Below are 16,818 nucleotides of genomic sequence, written 5' to 3'. Positions count from 1 at the left end.
GCCGCAGGTAACGATCAGGCTGTCAGGAGGTTCGCCATATGAGTCTGTTATGGGTCTTTTACCGAGAGCACGTACAAAAGATTCAGCTGTCTGAACTCCCGCCGTCTCAGCCGATTACGATCGGTCCGGATATGAAAGATACAATCACGTTCGGCACACTTCCGTTACGGCAAAACGCCGCAACCCTTTATCGAAAAGAAACAGATCGTTATGATGTTTTCCTGGGAAATAACTGTGCCGGCGAATTGACAATAGGAAATGAAATGCCCTGCCGGATTGAAGAAGAGACGATGCGGCTTCTGCTCACCCCTGACCGGGAAGAATCCTCCGTCTATTTTATCGGCGGGAAGGATGAGATCGTTTTCTCATCAGAAACAGAGGAAGCGGATATATACAAAGAGCCGTCCTCCGCTCAAACAGGGGCTTTTTATCTGCGAAAGTCGGCAGGATGCTGGTCTGTCGTCCCTGATGGCCAGGACGTTTATGTGAACGGAAAGCTTGCAGAAGCTCCCGAAAGGCTCCGCACGGGAGATGAGCTGCTGTGGAATTTTCTGCGTGTGAGGCTGACGGAGGACGACCTTTTAGAAGTCGTTCATCACGAAAAGCTTCAAACCGGTTTAACCAAAACGGTAAAACCAAGCACCGAAATGAAAAAGAAATACCCGCAATATCGAAGAACGCCGCGCATGGTCTACGATCTTCCAGAAGACCGCGTTTCATTCAGCTTTCCCTCGCAGGAAAGCGAACAGAATAACCGGGGGCTGTGGCTCGTCATTCTGCCTCCTTTGGTCATGCTGATTGTAATGGGGGTTGTCGCCATTATACAGCCGAGGGGCATATTCATCCTTGTCTCTTTGGCGATGTTTATGATGACTCTCATTACGTCCACCGTGCAGTATTTCCGTGAAAAAAACCAGCGGAAAAAACGGGAGGAAAAACGGGAGCGTGTGTACAAGCAGTATTTGGAAAGCAAACGGGAAGAGCTTCAGACGCTGTCGGAAAAACAGCTGCAAGTGCTGACGCATCATTTTCCCCCGTTTGAAAAAATGAAATATTTAACTTCTGAAATCAGCGGCCGCATTTGGGAGAAATCGCTGGAAAGCAGGGATTTTCTGATGCTTCGGCTTGGAACGGGCACGGTCCCGGCAAGCTACGAGATTTCAATGAGCGGCGGAGACCTGGCGAACCGTGATGTGGATGACTTGATGGAGCAGTCGCAGCACATGCAGCGTGTGTATAAAGATATCCGCCATGCGCCCGTGACCGTTGATTTACAAGAAGGGCCGATGGGGCTTGTCGGGAAACCCCAGATCGTCAAAAATGAAATTCACCAGCTGATCGGCCAGCTCGCGTTCTTCAACAGCTACCATGACCTGCGATTTGTCTTTATCTTTCATGAGGACGAATATAAGGAATGGGAATGGATGAAGTGGCTGCCGCAATTTCAGCTGCCTCATATGTATGCGAAAGGATTTATTTACAATGAACAGACCCGCGATCAATTGTTATCGTCCATTTACGAGCTGCTGCGGGAGCGGGATTTGGAAGAAGATAAAGAAAAGAAGATCTTCCAGCCGCATTTTGTCTTTGTCATCACAAATCAGCAGCTGATCGCAGAGCACGTCATTTTAGAATATATCGAAGGCCGGCATGAGCATCTCGGCATCTCGGCAATCATCGCTGCGGAAACGAAGGAAAGCCTGGCGGAAAACATTCACACCCTCGTCCGCTACATTAATGAAGATGAGGGAGACATTCTCATTCAGCAGAAAAAAGCGGTACAGATCCCGTTTAAGCTGGACAGGCACGAACGGACAAACAACGAGCGGTTTTCCCGGACGCTTCGGACATTGCACCATCAGGTCGGAATGACGAATTCCATTCCTGAAACGGTCTCATTTCTGGAGCTGTTTCATGCGAAGGAAGTAAAAGAAATCGGCATCAGGCAGAAGTGGGAGACAAGTGAGTCTGCAAAATCGCTGGCTGTTCCGATCGGCTATAAAGGAAAAGACGACATCGTCTATTTAAACCTGCATGAAAAAGCGCACGGGCCGCACGGATTGCTGGCGGGAACGACCGGCTCCGGGAAAAGTGAATTTCTGCAAACGTACATCCTGTCATTGGCCGTTCACTTCCACCCGCATGAAGCGGCGTTTTTGCTGATTGACTATAAGGGCGGAGGAATGGCCCAGCCGTTTCGCAAGATGCCGCACCTTCTCGGGACCATCACGAATATTGAAGGAAGCAGAAACTTCAGTATCAGGGCGCTTGCATCCATTAAGAGCGAGCTGAAAAAACGGCAGCGGCTGTTTGATCAATATCGCGTCAATCACATCAATGACTATACAAAGCTGTATAAACAGGGAGAAACGGATATTCCGATGCCGCACCTGTTTTTGATTTCAGATGAATTCGCCGAGCTGAAAAGCGAAGAGCCTGACTTTATCAGGGAGCTTGTCAGCGCGGCCCGCATCGGACGGAGCCTTGGTGTGCATTTAATTCTCGCCACGCAAAAGCCGGGCGGCATCATTGACGACCAAATATGGAGCAACTCACGCTTTAAGGTCGCGCTGAAAGTGCAGGATGCAAGTGACAGTAAAGAAATCCTGAAAAACAGTGATGCGGCAAATATTACGGTCACCGGACGCGGCTACTTGCAAGTCGGAAATAACGAAGTGTATGAGCAGTTCCAGTCTGCCTGGAGCGGCGCCCCTTACATGGAAGATGTATACGGCACCGAGGATGACATTGCCATCGTTACCGATACCGGCTTAATTCCGCTGTCTGAGGTGGATGCGGATGATGCGGCGAAAAAAGACGCCCCGGCAGAAATAGAAGCCGTAGTCGAAGAAATCGAGCGGATTCAAAATGAAATGGGCATTGAAAAGCTGCCGAGCCCGTGGCTTCCGCCGCTTGCCGAACGTATCCCGCGCACGCTTTACCCTGCGCAGGAAAAAGACCGCTTCTTCATCGCCTGCGTGGATGAGCCTGATCAGCAAAGACAGGCGCCTCTCGCTTATACGATGATGGATGACGGCAATATCGGCATTTTCGGCTCATCCGGCTACGGCAAGTCAGTGGCTGCCATCACCTTCCTGATGAACTTCGCGGAAGGATACACGCCAGAAGAGCTTCATATGTACATCTTTGATTTCGGAAACGGCACGCTTCTGCCATTGGCAAAGCTTCCGCACACCGCAGACTATTTCTTAATGGATCAAATGAGAAAGATCGAAAAATTCATGATCCGCATCAAGGAAGAAATCGAGCGGCGGAAACGGCTGTTCAGAGAAAAAGAAGTCAGCCATATCAAAATGTACAATTCGCTCAGTGAAGAAGAGCTGCCATTTATATTTATCACAATTGACAATTTCGACATCGTAAAAGATGAAATGCATGAATTAGAAACAGAATTTATCCAGATTTCACGCGACGGGCAAAGCTTAGGCATTTACTTCCTGCTGACCGCAACGAGGGTAAACGCCGTCCGCCAGTCGCTGTTAAACAACATAAAAACGAAAGTCGTCCATTATTTAATGGATCAGTCAGAAGGATACTCCATTTACGGGCGTCCGCCGTTCAGTCTCGAACCGATCCCGGGCCGCGTCATGATCCAAAAAGAAGAACTGTATTTCGCGCAAATGTTTCTTCCGGCTGAAGCGGAAAATGACCTTGAGATGTTCCAGGCGCTGAAAGATGATGTCAAAGCTTTAGCTGAGCGCCACGCCGGAACAGCCGGCCCAGACCCGATTCCGATGCTTCCGGATAGGCTGACGGCCGGCGAATTTTCACTCCGTCTCGGCCCGCATCAAGAACCGTTCCGCATTCCTGTCGGGCTTCATGAGGAAAAGGTCAGCCCTGTGTACTTTGATCTGGGCAAAAATAAACATTGTCTTATTTTGGGCCAGACACAGCGTGGAAAAACAAACATCCTGAAAGTGATGCTGAATCACCTGCTGCGTGAAGGTACGGAACGGGTCGGGCTGTTTGACTCGATTGACCGCGGACTGTCGCAGTATGCGCAGGAAACAAAGGTCAGCTATCTGGACACAAAAGAAGACGTCCGGCAGTGGATCGAAACGGCAGAAGCCATTTTCACGGAGCGCGAAGCTCAGTATGCGCAGGCCGTCAAAAATGGCGATGTGCACAAACTCAGTTTCTCTCCGGTCGTGTTAATGGCCGACGGCATTACAAGATTCCAGCAGACGATCGACACCGCCATTCAGGACAAACTGGCGATGTTTATGAAATCTTACGCGCATGTGGGCTTCAGTTTTATTCCGGCGGGCAATCACAGCGAATTCTCAAAAGGCTATGATTCCTTAACGACGGAAATGAAACAGATCCGCCACGCGATGCTGCTTGTGAAAAAATCCGAACAAAATGTCATTCCGCTGCCTTACCAAAGGCAGGAACCGGACATTCAGCCGGGCTTCGGCTATTTGGTTGAAAACGGGAAGGAGCAAAAAATCCAAATACCTTTATGTTCAGCGGAAAGGGAGGCCGTCAGATGACTGAACAACGAAAAAGCCTGATCAAATTAATAGCCGCGGTCGTCATCATTCTGCTGCTGCCGGTGCTGTTTTTCCGGTTTATCGGCGATGACCCGGGAAAACAAAAAATCAACGCCACCCGCCAAATCGCAGTCGTGAATGAAGACATGGGCTTACAAACAGATGAAAATGAGGAAGAGGAATCCGTCCATTTCGGCAAAGAAGTAGCGGCCGCTCTCGGCGGCCGTCCGGATTATTCATGGACGGTTGTCAACAGGAGCGCGGCTGAAAACGGCCTGGCGGCTAAGAAGTATGACGCCGTCGTTTATATTCCATCCGATTTTTCAAAAGATATCTTAAGCTATGACAAGGAGCGTCCGCAAAAAGCCACGCTGACATTCAATATTCAAAGCAACCTGAACGCCGTCAACAAAGAAAAAGTGCAGCGTGAGCTAGAAGACGCCCAAAAATCAATGAATAAAAAAATGTCGGCATTATATTGGAATTTCGTCTCACAAAAAGTGAACAATGTCCGAGGCGATTTTGACAAGATCGTCAATAAAGAATCAGAATTTCAAAACGTTATGTACAACTTTTACAAGCCGAGCTCCAATGACTTGGCAGGTGAAATCAAACGGCAAAAAGATCTGATTGACGAACTGAAAAAATCAATGAATGAAGCGCAGGGCGCGGCAAAAGAAAAATTGACCTCGGCAGATGAAGCCAAAACCACGCTCAAAGACTTTGCCGATACGGTCGAGCGCTATAAACAATATCAAGAAAATCAGAAAAAACTGCTGATGGCCGCGCAGGAACAAAATCAAAAGCAAATCACAACCGGACTGAATGCCATTAAAGCACAGCAGGCCGCCAACCAGTTCAGCACGATGATGAGCGGGCTGTCTTCAGGCATAAACCAGGCGCAGACACAGCTTGACCAGACGGGATCGGCTCTTCTTGCCGCCCAACAGGTGAGAGAAGCGCAGGTTCCTGAGCAGGAACACGGGATGGCAGATATTCAATCCAATTTACTGAACAATTATTTGACTCAATATAAAGCTCAAGCAAGATTTGAAACACTGAACAGCATCCAAACCCTTATGAAAAGGGATCGGCAGGCATTAACCGTTCCGGAAAAGGACCCGGGTGATGACGGCTCGGATGAACCGAAAGAAGAAGAAAAACCGGAAGAAGAAAAACCCGGCGATTTGAAAATTGACCTTGACGATCAGCGTGACGAATTAAAGCGCATCTCCGCTGAAATTAATCACATTTCTGACGGATTAAAAGAACCGGAAAAAGAAAATCCGGCCCCTGAAAAACCGGGCCAAGGCGATGACGGTGAAAACTCCGGCGATACCGATCCGAATAACGGAACGAATCCCGGAGAAGACGGAAAAACGGAAGACGGTACAAAAGAAGAGCAGCCTGCTTCCGATAACACAAGCGATCAGGAGCCAAAAACCGTCCAAACCGCCACTGCCGCTAAAAACGTCATTCCGCCTGCTGATGAGCCGGCAGACGATCCGAACGATTCTGAAGGGGACGGCGGCACAGACATATCTGAGGCGAAAGAAAGGCTGAACCAAGCCGCAGAGCGGATTCAGCAAATTGAAAAAGAGCTGGAAGAGAAACAGCAGACTCATAATGAAGAACTGAAAAAACGTCTCGATGCTCTTGATGAAGAAATCCAAGGCCTTAAAAAGCAGATTGCCAAAGTTGAAAAACGGGCGGAGAAATTACAGGAAGATCTTGAAAAAACAGTAGAAAAGAGAAAACAAGACTTCAATACCATTTACAGAATGATTGTAAGAACAGAACAGAACATTTTGAACTACCCGTCATTGGATGGCGGCCGCAAATCTGCTCTTGAACAGATATTTACCGCTGTCATCAATACAAAAGAAATATCCGATTTAATGAGTTACTATAATGATTTATCCCTGTATGAGGCGACACTTTATCACTCTCTTGACGCGGGTTCGCTGCCTGATGTGAAAAACAGGGTGCTGAAAGCCCAGCAAGGCGAAGTTCAAACCGTTCTCGCCATCAAACCGGTGGAAACGGCAAGCTGGGAAAACCTGAAAAACAACAAGATGCAGACAGATGAAGACATCAGCAATTTCATTAAAGGCATGACCGAATTCTCGGATAACTACAGCTCGTATATCAGAGATGAACAAGCCGGAGTGCTCGATGAGCTCGCCAGCATTTCAGACAGCGCGGCGAAAGCATCCGATCAGCTGGCTGAAGGCGCTGTGCAGGAAGCGGCCGCGTTCAGCGGAGACGGATTAACCGGAACGATGGCGCTCGGCGCTCAGGATACCGTTGGCCGCGAAGTCCTGCAAATGTCTGACACGATGGGCCATCTGTCAGAACGCCAGTCCGGCATCATCAGCTATACCGACAATATGCAGCAAAGCGTAAATGACGTCCAGCAAAAAGCGGACACCCTGAACAGCAACTGGGGCAAAAACGTCGATTCCACGAAATTGATCAGAAATGACGTGTACGGCATTTTAGGGAACGCGCTCGTTGACGGACAGGAAAACGGCTACGTTTATGATTATCTCGCCAACCCGCTTAAAATCAGCGGAGAGGTGCCGGAAGACCGGGTTCAGAATGTTCCGCCGGTCGTCATTTTGGTGATCGTCCTGATCAGCAGTCTTCTGATCGGCTATTTCAGCTCGTATTATCAGCAGGCGCCGCTTCTTGTCAAAGGCGCGCTCTTTGGGATTTTAAACATTATGGTCGGATTGATGATCAGTCTGTTCGGTCTGAATATCTACTCGCTTCCGGACGATCAGACGATTAAATGGTCAGTCTTTACGATTCTCTTGCTTGCGGCGAGTTCAGCTTTTATCCGGGCAGCCTTTGTCTTCAGCTCGATTACCGGATGGATCGCATCATCAGCGCTCATTCTCTTTTATGTGGCGCCTTTGATCGACCTGATTATGCCGAACTTCACCTTTGACAGTCCGGTTTCGAAAGTCTATATCGATATTCAATACGGAACGGGCCATCTGTTTGCGATGGGGGTAACGGTTCTTGCGATCATTGCGCTGATTGCGGCGGCGCTTCCGCTCGTCATTCGGCTGTTTGCGGAAAAAACGGAGGAAAGTGATCAGTCTTATGAGGCGTAACACGTTCATGGAAAAAGGATTGCTGCTGTTTGCTCTCTCCTTTTTCCTTTTCCTTCCCCAAGCCGCAGCCGCGAATGAGGAAAATACTGATGTCAAGCCGAATGAATATGAAAAGAAAGACATTGAAATTCGTACGGATTACCTGCACGACGATGCCTACTCCGAGGAAAAAACGGCGCTTCCGAAAGAACAGAAGGATATCACGTTTGATCAGCCGGCCGAAAACCCGGATGACAAACTGATATCAAATTTGTTTACATCGTCAGACACGGAGCCGAATACGATCAAAGCGCAATCGAAAAAACTGGGTATCACATTTGCCGAGCCGGCGGTGAGGCGTACCTCGGCAGATATGGAAACGGAAGAGAAAAAGACTTCTTATCTGCTGCCTGTCATTTATGCCGTCTTGATCCTCCTCGGGATTGCGGCGATGATCTATCTGATCCCGAAAGTCACGGCGCAGGAAAAGGCAAAGCGGTAAACGGATCGCTTGTGTTTGCGGGAAGACAGCCCGTAAAATAAGAAAAAAAGGAGGAGTTTCATGCAGTTTTTTCTTATAACAGGCGCGTCAAAAGGCTTGGGCCGGGCGCTTACGGAACAGGCGCTTCAAGAAGGAGCCGAAGTCGCCGCGCTTTCAAGAACGATAAGCGGGGAAAAGCGCGAGGGACTGACAGAATACAGTGTTGATTTAACCGATCTGGCAGATACCGGGCGGCAGATGAAGGCGATTCTTGATCAAGCAGAGGAGAAGGGATACTCCGCCGTCACACTGATCAACAATGCCGGAATGGTGGAACCGATCAAGCGGGCGAAAGAGGCTTCCGCCGAAGAATTGAACCGCCATTACACCCTTAATCTGACGGCGCCCGTTTTGCTCAGCCAAATGTTCACAAAGCGTTTCGAAGCGTTCAGCGGCAGCAAAACAATTGTCAACATCACATCGGGCGCGGCGAAAAATCCTTATAAAGGCTGGAGCGCGTATTGCAGCTCAAAAGCGGGGCTTGATATGTTTACGAGAACATTCGGGTTTGAACAGGAGGATGAAGAGCTGCCGGTCCGCATGATCTCATTCTCGCCGGGAGTGATGGATACAGACATGCAGGCTGTCATCCGTTCTTCGTCAAAAGAAGATTTTCATGACATCGAACGGTTCCGCAATCTGAAAGAAACGAAAAACCTCAGAAGTCCTGAATACATCGCCGGCGTCATTCACTCACTGATCGCGGGCGAGCCGGAAAACGGACGGATATACGATATCAAAGAATTTTTGTAGAGCAGCGTTCACGCTGCTCTTTTTTGTTTGTACAATCACTTCGGAGTCCGGCGGCATATGATGAATGAAACAACGTATAAGGGGTATAAGAAATGTATCAGATGAATTGAGTTTCTTCTCGATTTATGTTAGGATTCTAAAAATATAAATAAGGAGGGGTTTCCATGAGAAATGTAACGTTAATGGATGTCTTCACCCATCCAATCGCACAAAAGTATTTACAGCGTTCCGGTGTCGCCCATGCGATCGCCTGCGCGTTTCATGCATACCGTCTTGCCGTAAAAGCAGGTGTCAGCCCGGATCTGGCGGCGAAAGCGGCTTTACTGCATGACGTCGGCCATTATGAATGGTACACAGACGGCAAATGGGATTATGAAAAGTACAGAAGAAACGATATCCATGCCATTAAAGGCGCGGAACGGGCGCATAAGCTGCTCATCCGGCTCGGTGAAGAACCGAAAGCGGCGAAGGACATTGCGCTGGCGATTCTGCTTCACACCGATTCCTATCTGCCTGAAGGCGAACTGGACAAGAATACGCTCCAGCAAATCGTGAAACAAGCGGATGAACTCGATGAAGAACCCGGCGGACATCACCATTACCGCCAAATGGATCACACGGCCGCGCTCAAACAAATCCAAAAGCTTGATCAGTTAATTGACCAAGCCCAATATCCCATAAGAAGCTCAGTCTAGGCCACTCATGCGGCCTTTTCCGCTTACATAACTCCGCATGCTCACTAACACCTTTTCCGCTCCGATAGACGTACTGTGTCAAAGCCTTTGTCCGCTGCATATGCTGAAGGAAAACATAGTAAAGGGGATCAGCGAAAATGGCCCATCAAGGAAGCCCGAAAATCGTCTCGTTAGTGGACCCTTACGTTTATCAGACCATCCATAAGCTTATCGGCTCAAGGTTTATTATTCAAACCGTCAGACGCATTATCAGAGGACGGCTGATTGATGCCACTCCGGATCACATCGCCATTGAAGAAACGCATGACCGTATATTTTATATCAGAAACCGCCATGTGGTTTCCGTCATGCCTGATTATACCGAACGCGTGTAACAGCCCGAATAAGGCGCAAACCGGAGGCGGCTCTATAGAACCCCGGTGCGTCTTCTTTTTGAGATACATAGATGCACGGCGGCTTTTTTTGGTACAATCACAGTACAAGTTCACATGACAATAGGAGGAAACCGCTTGTTGAAATCAAAGGTCCATTTTTGGACGCTGCAAATTTTGCTCGTTTTGCTCATTATTTACGTATCAACGAAAGTCTCGTTTATTTTTCAGCCGTTTTTCGGTTTTATCACCACTCTGTTTTTTCCGATTTTGATCTCGGGCATTTTGTTTTTCATTTTTAATCCGATCGTGCGCCTGCTTGAGAAAAAATTCCCCGGACATTGGCGATCCTGCTCATTTATCTCGTTTTCATCGGCCTGATTGCCTTTATGTTCACCGCCATCGGACCGATTGTGGCTTCCCAGGTCACGGGGCTGATTAACAATTTCCCTGATTACATTCATCAGATTCAAGTCTTGACGGCGCAATTATCCCATTCCAAATGGTTTACGTGGATGATGACGCAGGATTATGTGTCGATAGAAAAAATCCAGCAGTCTCTGACGGGATTTTTACAAAGCCTTCCGCAAAATATTACGGCAAGCCTGTCGGCCGTGTTCGGCGTCGTTACGAATATCACGCTTGTCGTGATCACCGTTCCGTTCATTTTGTTTTATATGCTGAAGGACGGCCGGCGGTTTCCGCTCTTGGCAGTCAAAATCCTGCCTTCTTCCTACCGGGCGGAAGGCAGGAAAATATTTAACGACTTATATGTCACATTGGCCGCCTATTTCCAAGGCCAGCTGCTGATTTGTCTCTTTGTCGGAACGGCATGCTTTATCGGATATTGGATCATCGGCCTGCAGTATGCGTTAATTCTCGGGATGGTGATCGCCGTCACCAATATCATTCCGTACCTGGGGCCGTTTCTCGGGGCGGCGCCCGCGGTGATTATCGCGTTTATGGATTCGCCGGCTAAGGCGCTGTTTGCCGTTATTGTTGTCGTTGTCGTCCAGCAGCTTGACGGGAACCTGCTTTCTCCGCTTGTCATCGGGAAACGGCTGAATACCCACCCGCTCACCATTATTCTTCTGCTTATCGGAGCGGGCAGTTTCGGCGGCATTCTCGCAATGATTCTGGCCGTGCCGGTTTACGCGGTTTTAAAAGCTTTTGTCTTAAATATCGTCCGGCTTATCAAACTTCGTCAGCGGTCAAAGCTCGAAGACAGCCGCAAGCCGAAATAAAAACGGGCACAACTCCCGATGCAGCGCATAAAATGCTGTAAAGAAAAGCGGAGGTGTGGGTATGCCTGCAATTGTGGGACCGATTTATATTATGAGTTTAGCCGGAGACGCTGCGGCGAGCTTCGGTGACGTGTTTGCCATTTCTCCCAAAGCCGTTGACCACTCAGGCGCGGGGGCAGGGGCGTTTCATTCCGGAGATTTTATCAAAGTTACTAATAAATTCAGCAAAACGCGCTTTGAAGACATCGATGTGTTTGACGAACCTGATTGGTTTAACGCGTGACAGCCTCCTTTTAGGAGGCTGTCGCTTTTTTGTAGTATAATAGAATCAGTCTTTATAAAAGGGGAATTTTTATGAAAATCAGAAAAGCGAATATTACCGTGCAGTCCGGAATGATCGGTGATGTATATCTGCATGAAAATAAAAAAGAACAGCATACCCTTGTAGCCGTTCCGGAACTTGAGTGGAGCACGATCATTTCCTATGAGGAAGAGAAAAAGGCGCTGGCGCAGCGGCTTTTACAATCATTCAGCAAGCTGATTGAAGAAGAGCCCGCCGGAGAGCTCGCCGGAAAGATCTCCCATTGGGTGGCTGAAATGTAACGAAGCGGTTTACCGCGTCCCGTCCGGGGCGATAATTGTAAAACAAGCTGAGGAGGGACAGGCCGATGAGCGACAAAACGGTTGACCTTTATTTACAGCAGGGGATGTACGGCCCTCTGCAGACGAAACCGGATGAACGCCATTTATTTTTAGGCTCGCTCCGTGAAAGAGTCATCATTGCCCTGACGAAGGGACAGGTGCTGCAAAAGCAGCCGTATGAAGAAGTGAAACAGGCGCTGAAAAGCCGAAAAGACGCGGTGCTCTATATAAACGGAAGGCTCCCGTATCATGCTTATTCACCATATATGAAGCTTGCCGCACTTGCCGGTGTCCGAAGCTCCGTCATATCGGACCTTCAATTCGAAACGCCGCTCGGCCTGGTTTTTGCCGCCGATTATGCCGTGAACCTTGACGGCATTTACGTACAGGATGACATTTTTCAGCGCTCACTCCTGAAATCTTAAAAGGGCAAAACACCGTTTGTCATTTTACAATGCCAATTCACTTACAAGTGGAGATAGGATATAATGGTTTTCATATGAATGGCGGGGAGGCCGGCTATGAAAAAAGCATTTATATGCATTGATTATACGAATGATTTTGCAGCAGAGAACGGGGCATTAACCTGCGGAGAACCCGCGAGACAGATTGAAGATACGATTGTCAGTTTGACGCAAGCATTTATAGAAAACGGTGATTACGTTGTCTTTGCGGTAGATTCGCATGATGCAGACGATGACTTTCATCCCGAGACACGCCTGTTTCCTCCGCATAATATCAACGGCACGGAGGGCAAAGAGCTGTACGGAAGGCTATCGCCTCTTTATGAGAAACATAAACACGCAAAAAACGTAAATTATATGGAAAAAACGAGATATTCTGCTTTTGCGGGAACGGATTTAGAGCTGAAACTGCGGGAACGGCAGATCACTGAGCTGCATCTTGCGGGCCTGTGCACGGACATCTGCGTTCTTCACACGGCGGTTGACGCCTACAACAAGGGCTTTCAGATCGTCATTCATCAAAACGCTGTGGCCAGCTTTAATCCGGAAGGGCATGAATGGGCCCTGTCCCATTTTAAGAACAGCATCGGAGCGCAAGTGGCAGAGTAAGGAAGGGGAAAATAATTTTGGTGGAGCATGGTTTTAAAGACGACAGTTTGTCTTTACATACAGATCTTTATCAAATTAATATGGCCGAAACGTACTGGAGAGACGGCATTCATGAGAAAAAAGCGATTTTTGAGCTTTTTTTCAGAAAGCTTCCCTTTGAAAACGGCTATGCGGTATTTGCGGGCTTAGAAAAAGCAATCGAATACTTGGAGAACTTCAAATTTACCGACAGCGATCTGAATTATTTAAAAACGGAATTGCACTATGCTGATGATTTCATTGATTATTTACGGGATCTTTCTTTTACCGGATCTCTTTACAGCATGAAAGAAGGCGAGCTCGTTTTTAACAACGAACCGATTATGCGGGTCGAAGCGCCCCTGATCGAAGCCCAGCTGATTGAGACGGCTCTGCTTAACATTGTGAATTACCAAACATTAATCGCCACGAAAGCGGCCCGCATTAAAGGCGTTGTCGGTGACGAAGACGCCCTCGAATTCGGAACGCGGCGCGCCCATGAAATGGATGCGGCTATGTGGGGAGCGAGAGCGGCTCTGATCGGCGGCTTCAGCGCAACGAGTAATGTAAGAGCCGGAAAGCGTTTTAATATACCGGTATCCGGCACGCACGCTCATGCGCTCGTACAAGCGTACCGCGATGAATATACGGCATTTAAGAAATATGCGGAGACCCACAAAGACTGCGTATTTCTCGTAGATACGTACGATACGATCCGTTCGGGCATGCCGAATGCGATTAAAGTCGCAAAGGAATTCGGCGACCGGATCAACTTCATCGGCATCCGCTTGGACAGCGGGGACTTGGCGTACCTGTCAAAAAAAGCGCGTGAAATGCTTGATGAAGCGGGTTTCACAGACGCAAAGGTCATTGCTTCAAGCGATCTTGACGAGCACACGATATTAAATCTGAAATCCCAAGGAGCGAAAATCGATACGTGGGGCATCGGCACGAAGCTGATTACCGCATACGATCAGCCGGCCCTCGGCGCGGTTTACAAGCTTGTCGCCATTGAAGAGGACGGCAAGCTGACTGACACCATTAAAATTTCGTCAAACCCTGAAAAAGTGACAACGCCGGGAAGAAAGAGAGTATACCGGATTATCAACAAGCTGAATCACCACTCGGAAGGTGATTATATCGCGCTTTATGACGAGCGGGTAAATGATCAGAAACGCTTAAAAATGTTCCATCCCGTCCACACGTTCGTCAGCAAATTCGTCACTGACTTCTATGCGAAAGACTTGCATGAGCCGATCTTTGAAAACGGCGTTTTATGCTATGATAATCCCGAAATTACCGACATCCAGCAATACGTGCAGGATAACCTCAAACTTCTGTGGGAGGAATACAAACGGATCAGCAAGCCGGAAGAATATCCGGTCGATTTAAGCGAAGACTGCTGGAGCAACAAGATGCAGCGGATTCATGAAATCAAAAGCGAGCTGAAACGGGAACTTGAATAGAAGACAAAGCGGCCTTTCCTTTCTCTGGAAAGGCCTTTTTGTTGTGATAATATTTTTCACATTTAGACAAATTTCGTCAAGTTATTTGATATACTTATGTTCGAAGGCCGCATCTAAGGGGGTAAATGAATGAAGGTGTTTGTTGCGAGACAGCCTATCTTCAACAGAAACGAACAGGTTGTTGCTTATGAACTTCTTTACCGGGAGAGCGAAGAGAACCGTTATTCGGCCGCTGACGGAGATAAAGCTACGACGGATCTCATTATTAACAGCTTTATCAACATCGGAATCGAAAAGCTGACTGAGGGGAAACGCTGCTTTGTGAATTTTACAGAAAGCCTGATGTTTTCAGATCTCCCTACCTCCTTTGATCCTGACCAGCTTATTATCGAAATTCTTGAGGACATACCGATCACTCCGGCACTCATCTCAAGATGCAGACAGCTGAAGAAATTAGGATATACATTAGCACTTGATGATTTTTACGCCATCAATCCGGAAAATGAAGAATTAGTGGAACAGCTGATGAAATATATTGATATTTTAAAAATCGACTTTTTGCAATCCTCGCGTCTGGAGCGCAAAAAAATCATTCAGACGTACAGCTGTAAAAGTCTGATTTATTTAGCGGAGAAAGTGGAGACGAGAAAAGATTATAAACAGGCGGCCATAGACGGCTTTCACCTGTTTCAAGGATATTTTTTCAGTGAACCGCGTGTCATCAGCGGAAATGATCTGACGTTTCATTTTCATTCTTACTACCAGCTTTTAAGCGAATTAAACAATGACCAGCCCAATATACAGCGCGTGACGGAATACATAGAGCGGGACGTCAGCTTATCGTATCAGATTCTGCGTTTTTTAAACGGATCGCAAACAAGGCTGAAAAAAAAGATAGACAGCATCCAGCAGGCCATCATGATGCTCGGGCTGAATGAGATTAAGCGCTTGATTTACATTCTTTCATTCAGAGATTTAACGGCGAAAAGCCACTCAAGCCAAAAAGAAATCATTAAGATTTCCTTAATCAGGGCCAAACTGTGCGAACTGCTGGCGAAAAGAACCGGAAGACCCCAGCCCTCTTCTTACATGCTGATCGGCATGTTTTCGCTCATCGATACGCTTCTCCACAGGGAGCTGGAGGATATCATCAAAGAACTGCCTTTAATCGATGAAGTCGGACAGGCGCTGCTCGGTTATGAAAACGATTATTATAAGATGCTCGCGCTCGTCAAAGCCATTGAATGCAACAACTGGGACTGTGACGAGTGGGGAAAAGAACTGAACAAAGAAGAAGCGTATGAATGTTACCTACAGGCGATCGAATGGTGCCGGCAGCTGATCGTGGATTGAGCCGCTTTAAGCCGACCACCTGAGGGCGATGATAAACCGGCTTTGCTCTCTGACCAGACTGACACGGATGCCGTCGGGATTATACGTCACGTCAAAGTCATTTTTGATGCCGGTCTGCTTAATGAGCCGCTTGACCGCTGCGGTGTCAGATGATTGCGCTGCGGTGAGGATGCGGCGCGCAAGCTCTTTTGACGCCGACAGCCGCGCAAGGAGCAGGCGCGCATCCTCCAGCATGCCCGCAGCTTCTTTTGCGGACGCTGTCAAAATATCTGCGTGAACCGGGGCACTGGGCGCTGGATGCCGGTATGGCGCGGCGAAAACAGGACAGCATGGATACACATAATGCATACGGCGGCCTCCTTCCTGAGAAAACATTCGTTATACATGAGTATAGGCTGCGTGATAACGAGTTATGACATGCAAAAAGACCACAATGCGGGGGTTGCGGTCTTTTCGGTGTTTGTCGGTGGTTATGCGACGCTGTTCGCCCATTCTGTTTTGAAATTGCGACGGCAGGGACTATAGTCCTTGCCGGTTTGTCGGAAAACCGTTAAAAAAACAGCAGAACCGCCAGATTGGTCTGCTTCATCCTAAACGTCTGCCTTTCTGGTAGTTATATAGTCCTGTTCGCTAAATGCTCTGTTCGGGACTATGGGATTACCCTGGTTTGCGGTGTCACGCAGATACTTTTACACATACTTTTCGGTGAAAAATCCCGCAAAAACGTTTACACTATTAGTAACAGATCAAATACCTAGGACTCGTTCACCATACACAATTCATTGATCTTTCAAAAAAAGGAGTGTGGAAACGGTGGAAAACAAATTAGAAGAAGTAAAGCAATTATTATTCCGACTTGAAAATGATATCAGAGAAACAACCGACTCATTACGAAACATTAACAAAAGCATTGATCAGCTCGATAAATTCTCATATGCAATGAAAATTTCTTAAAAAGACTTGGAAACAAGTCTTTTTTTTGTGCATTTTTTATCCATTTCATGGATAAAGTATTATACGATTGTTAAAAAACGAAAAACCTGCTGT

At 47.7% G+C, this 16,818-nt stretch carries 14 protein-coding genes and 1 pseudogene; 14 read left to right on the top strand and 1 reads right to left on the bottom strand.

Annotation, left to right across the window (positions count from 1 at the left end; translation table 11 throughout):
- Nucleotides 1-38 precede the first annotated feature (38 nt).
- The 13 genes and pseudogenes from essC to U2H13_RS15235 all read left to right on the top strand — a co-directional run bounded on the left by essC (nucleotide 39) and on the right by U2H13_RS15235 (nucleotide 15,771).
- Nucleotides 39-4,514, top strand: a complete 4,476-nt coding sequence (gene essC, locus U2H13_RS15295) for a type VII secretion protein EssC (RefSeq protein ID WP_014418773.1) — start codon at nucleotides 39-41, stop codon at nucleotides 4,512-4,514.
- The gene (gene esaA / locus U2H13_RS15290; RefSeq protein WP_179156119.1) at nucleotides 4,511-7,636 is read left to right on the top strand and encodes a type VII secretion protein EsaA; all 3,126 of its coding nucleotides are present in this window, start codon (nucleotides 4,511-4,513) and stop codon (nucleotides 7,634-7,636) included. The genes essC and esaA overlap by 4 nt, the downstream gene beginning before the upstream one ends.
- Nucleotides 7,637-7,643: 7 nt before the next feature.
- The gene (gene essA, locus U2H13_RS15285; RefSeq protein ID WP_014418771.1) at nucleotides 7,644-8,117 is read left to right on the top strand and encodes a type VII secretion protein EssA; all 474 of its coding nucleotides are present in this window, start codon (nucleotides 7,644-7,646) and stop codon (nucleotides 8,115-8,117) included.
- A 60-nt stretch (nucleotides 8,118-8,177) separates the two neighbouring features.
- Nucleotides 8,178-8,909 carry a (S)-benzoin forming benzil reductase gene (locus tag U2H13_RS15280; protein ID WP_007408685.1) on the top strand — a complete coding sequence of 244 codons (732 nt, stop codon included), beginning with the start codon at nucleotides 8,178-8,180 and terminating at the stop codon, nucleotides 8,907-8,909.
- Nucleotides 8,910-9,073: 164 nt separating this feature from the next.
- Nucleotides 9,074-9,604, top strand: coding sequence for an HD domain-containing protein (locus U2H13_RS15275; protein WP_007613450.1), 531 nt, complete (start codon nucleotides 9,074-9,076; stop codon nucleotides 9,602-9,604).
- 137 nt (nucleotides 9,605-9,741) lie between these two features.
- Nucleotides 9,742-9,978 (top strand): DUF2642 domain-containing protein, encoded by a 237-nt coding sequence (locus tag U2H13_RS15270; RefSeq protein ID WP_376700523.1) that lies wholly within the window; start codon nucleotides 9,742-9,744, stop codon nucleotides 9,976-9,978.
- A gap of 135 nt (nucleotides 9,979-10,113) precedes the next feature.
- Nucleotides 10,114-11,219, top strand: a pseudogene (locus U2H13_RS15265) (AI-2E family transporter).
- 61 nt (nucleotides 11,220-11,280) lie between these two features.
- Complete coding sequence (locus tag U2H13_RS15260; RefSeq protein ID WP_014418768.1) at nucleotides 11,281-11,502, top strand: spore germination protein; 222 nt, start codon at nucleotides 11,281-11,283, stop codon at nucleotides 11,500-11,502.
- Between the two features lie 71 nt (nucleotides 11,503-11,573).
- Entirely contained in the window at nucleotides 11,574-11,822 is a 249-nt protein-coding gene (locus U2H13_RS15255; RefSeq protein WP_003152028.1) for a YueH family protein, read from the top strand.
- A gap of 65 nt (nucleotides 11,823-11,887) precedes the next feature.
- Nucleotides 11,888-12,286, top strand: a complete 399-nt coding sequence (locus U2H13_RS15250) for a YueI family protein (protein ID WP_003152031.1) — start codon at nucleotides 11,888-11,890, stop codon at nucleotides 12,284-12,286.
- Nucleotides 12,287-12,382: 96 nt separating this feature from the next.
- Entirely contained in the window at nucleotides 12,383-12,934 is a 552-nt protein-coding gene (locus U2H13_RS15245) for a cysteine hydrolase family protein (RefSeq protein ID WP_003152033.1), read from the top strand.
- 17 nt (nucleotides 12,935-12,951) lie between these two features.
- The gene (locus U2H13_RS15240; protein WP_014418767.1) at nucleotides 12,952-14,418 is read left to right on the top strand and encodes a nicotinate phosphoribosyltransferase; all 1,467 of its coding nucleotides are present in this window, start codon (nucleotides 12,952-12,954) and stop codon (nucleotides 14,416-14,418) included.
- 129 nt (nucleotides 14,419-14,547) lie between these two features.
- Nucleotides 14,548-15,771 (top strand): EAL and HDOD domain-containing protein, encoded by a 1,224-nt coding sequence (locus tag U2H13_RS15235; RefSeq protein ID WP_007613436.1) that lies wholly within the window; start codon nucleotides 14,548-14,550, stop codon nucleotides 15,769-15,771.
- Between the two features lie 6 nt (nucleotides 15,772-15,777).
- Here the strand turns inward: U2H13_RS15235 and U2H13_RS15230 are convergent, their stop codons facing one another.
- A complete protein-coding gene (locus U2H13_RS15230; protein WP_007613435.1) occupies nucleotides 15,778-16,119 on the bottom strand; it encodes a hypothetical protein in 342 nt (113 codons plus the stop codon).
- Between the two features lie 465 nt (nucleotides 16,120-16,584).
- On the opposite strand from U2H13_RS15230, the gene degQ reads away from it, so the two are divergent.
- Nucleotides 16,585-16,725, top strand: a complete 141-nt coding sequence (gene degQ / locus U2H13_RS15225) for a degradation enzyme regulation protein DegQ (RefSeq protein WP_003152043.1) — start codon at nucleotides 16,585-16,587, stop codon at nucleotides 16,723-16,725.
- Nucleotides 16,726-16,818 lie beyond the last annotated feature (93 nt).

Source organism: Bacillus sp. A1, from assembly GCF_042296235.1.
Classification (GTDB): domain Bacteria; phylum Bacillota; class Bacilli; order Bacillales; family Bacillaceae; genus Bacillus; species Bacillus velezensis.
The sequence above is the reverse complement of the archived record's forward strand: the minus strand, read 5'-3'. Positions and strand labels throughout refer to the sequence as shown.

Bases quoted from the DNA above. Each gene is read 5' to 3' on its own strand.
- essC (WP_014418773.1), top strand. From the start codon at position 39: ATGAGTCTGTTATGGGTCTTTTACCGAGAGCACGTACAAAAGATTCAG.
- esaA (WP_179156119.1), top strand. From the start codon at position 4,511: ATGACTGAACAACGAAAAAGCCTGATCAAATTAATAGCCGCGGTCGTC.
- essA (WP_014418771.1), top strand. From the start codon at position 7,644: ATGGAAAAAGGATTGCTGCTGTTTGCTCTCTCCTTTTTCCTTTTCCTT.
- U2H13_RS15280 (WP_007408685.1), top strand. From the start codon at position 8,178: ATGCAGTTTTTTCTTATAACAGGCGCGTCAAAAGGCTTGGGCCGGGCG.
- U2H13_RS15275 (WP_007613450.1), top strand. From the start codon at position 9,074: ATGAGAAATGTAACGTTAATGGATGTCTTCACCCATCCAATCGCACAA.
- U2H13_RS15270 (WP_376700523.1), top strand. From the start codon at position 9,742: ATGGCCCATCAAGGAAGCCCGAAAATCGTCTCGTTAGTGGACCCTTAC.
- U2H13_RS15260 (WP_014418768.1), top strand. From the start codon at position 11,281: ATGCCTGCAATTGTGGGACCGATTTATATTATGAGTTTAGCCGGAGAC.
- U2H13_RS15255 (WP_003152028.1), top strand. From the start codon at position 11,574: ATGAAAATCAGAAAAGCGAATATTACCGTGCAGTCCGGAATGATCGGT.
- U2H13_RS15250 (WP_003152031.1), top strand. From the start codon at position 11,888: ATGAGCGACAAAACGGTTGACCTTTATTTACAGCAGGGGATGTACGGC.
- U2H13_RS15245 (WP_003152033.1), top strand. From the start codon at position 12,383: ATGAAAAAAGCATTTATATGCATTGATTATACGAATGATTTTGCAGCA.
- U2H13_RS15235 (WP_007613436.1), top strand. From the start codon at position 14,548: ATGAAGGTGTTTGTTGCGAGACAGCCTATCTTCAACAGAAACGAACAG.
- U2H13_RS15230 (WP_007613435.1), bottom strand. From the start codon at position 16,119: ATGCATTATGTGTATCCATGCTGTCCTGTTTTCGCCGCGCCATACCGG.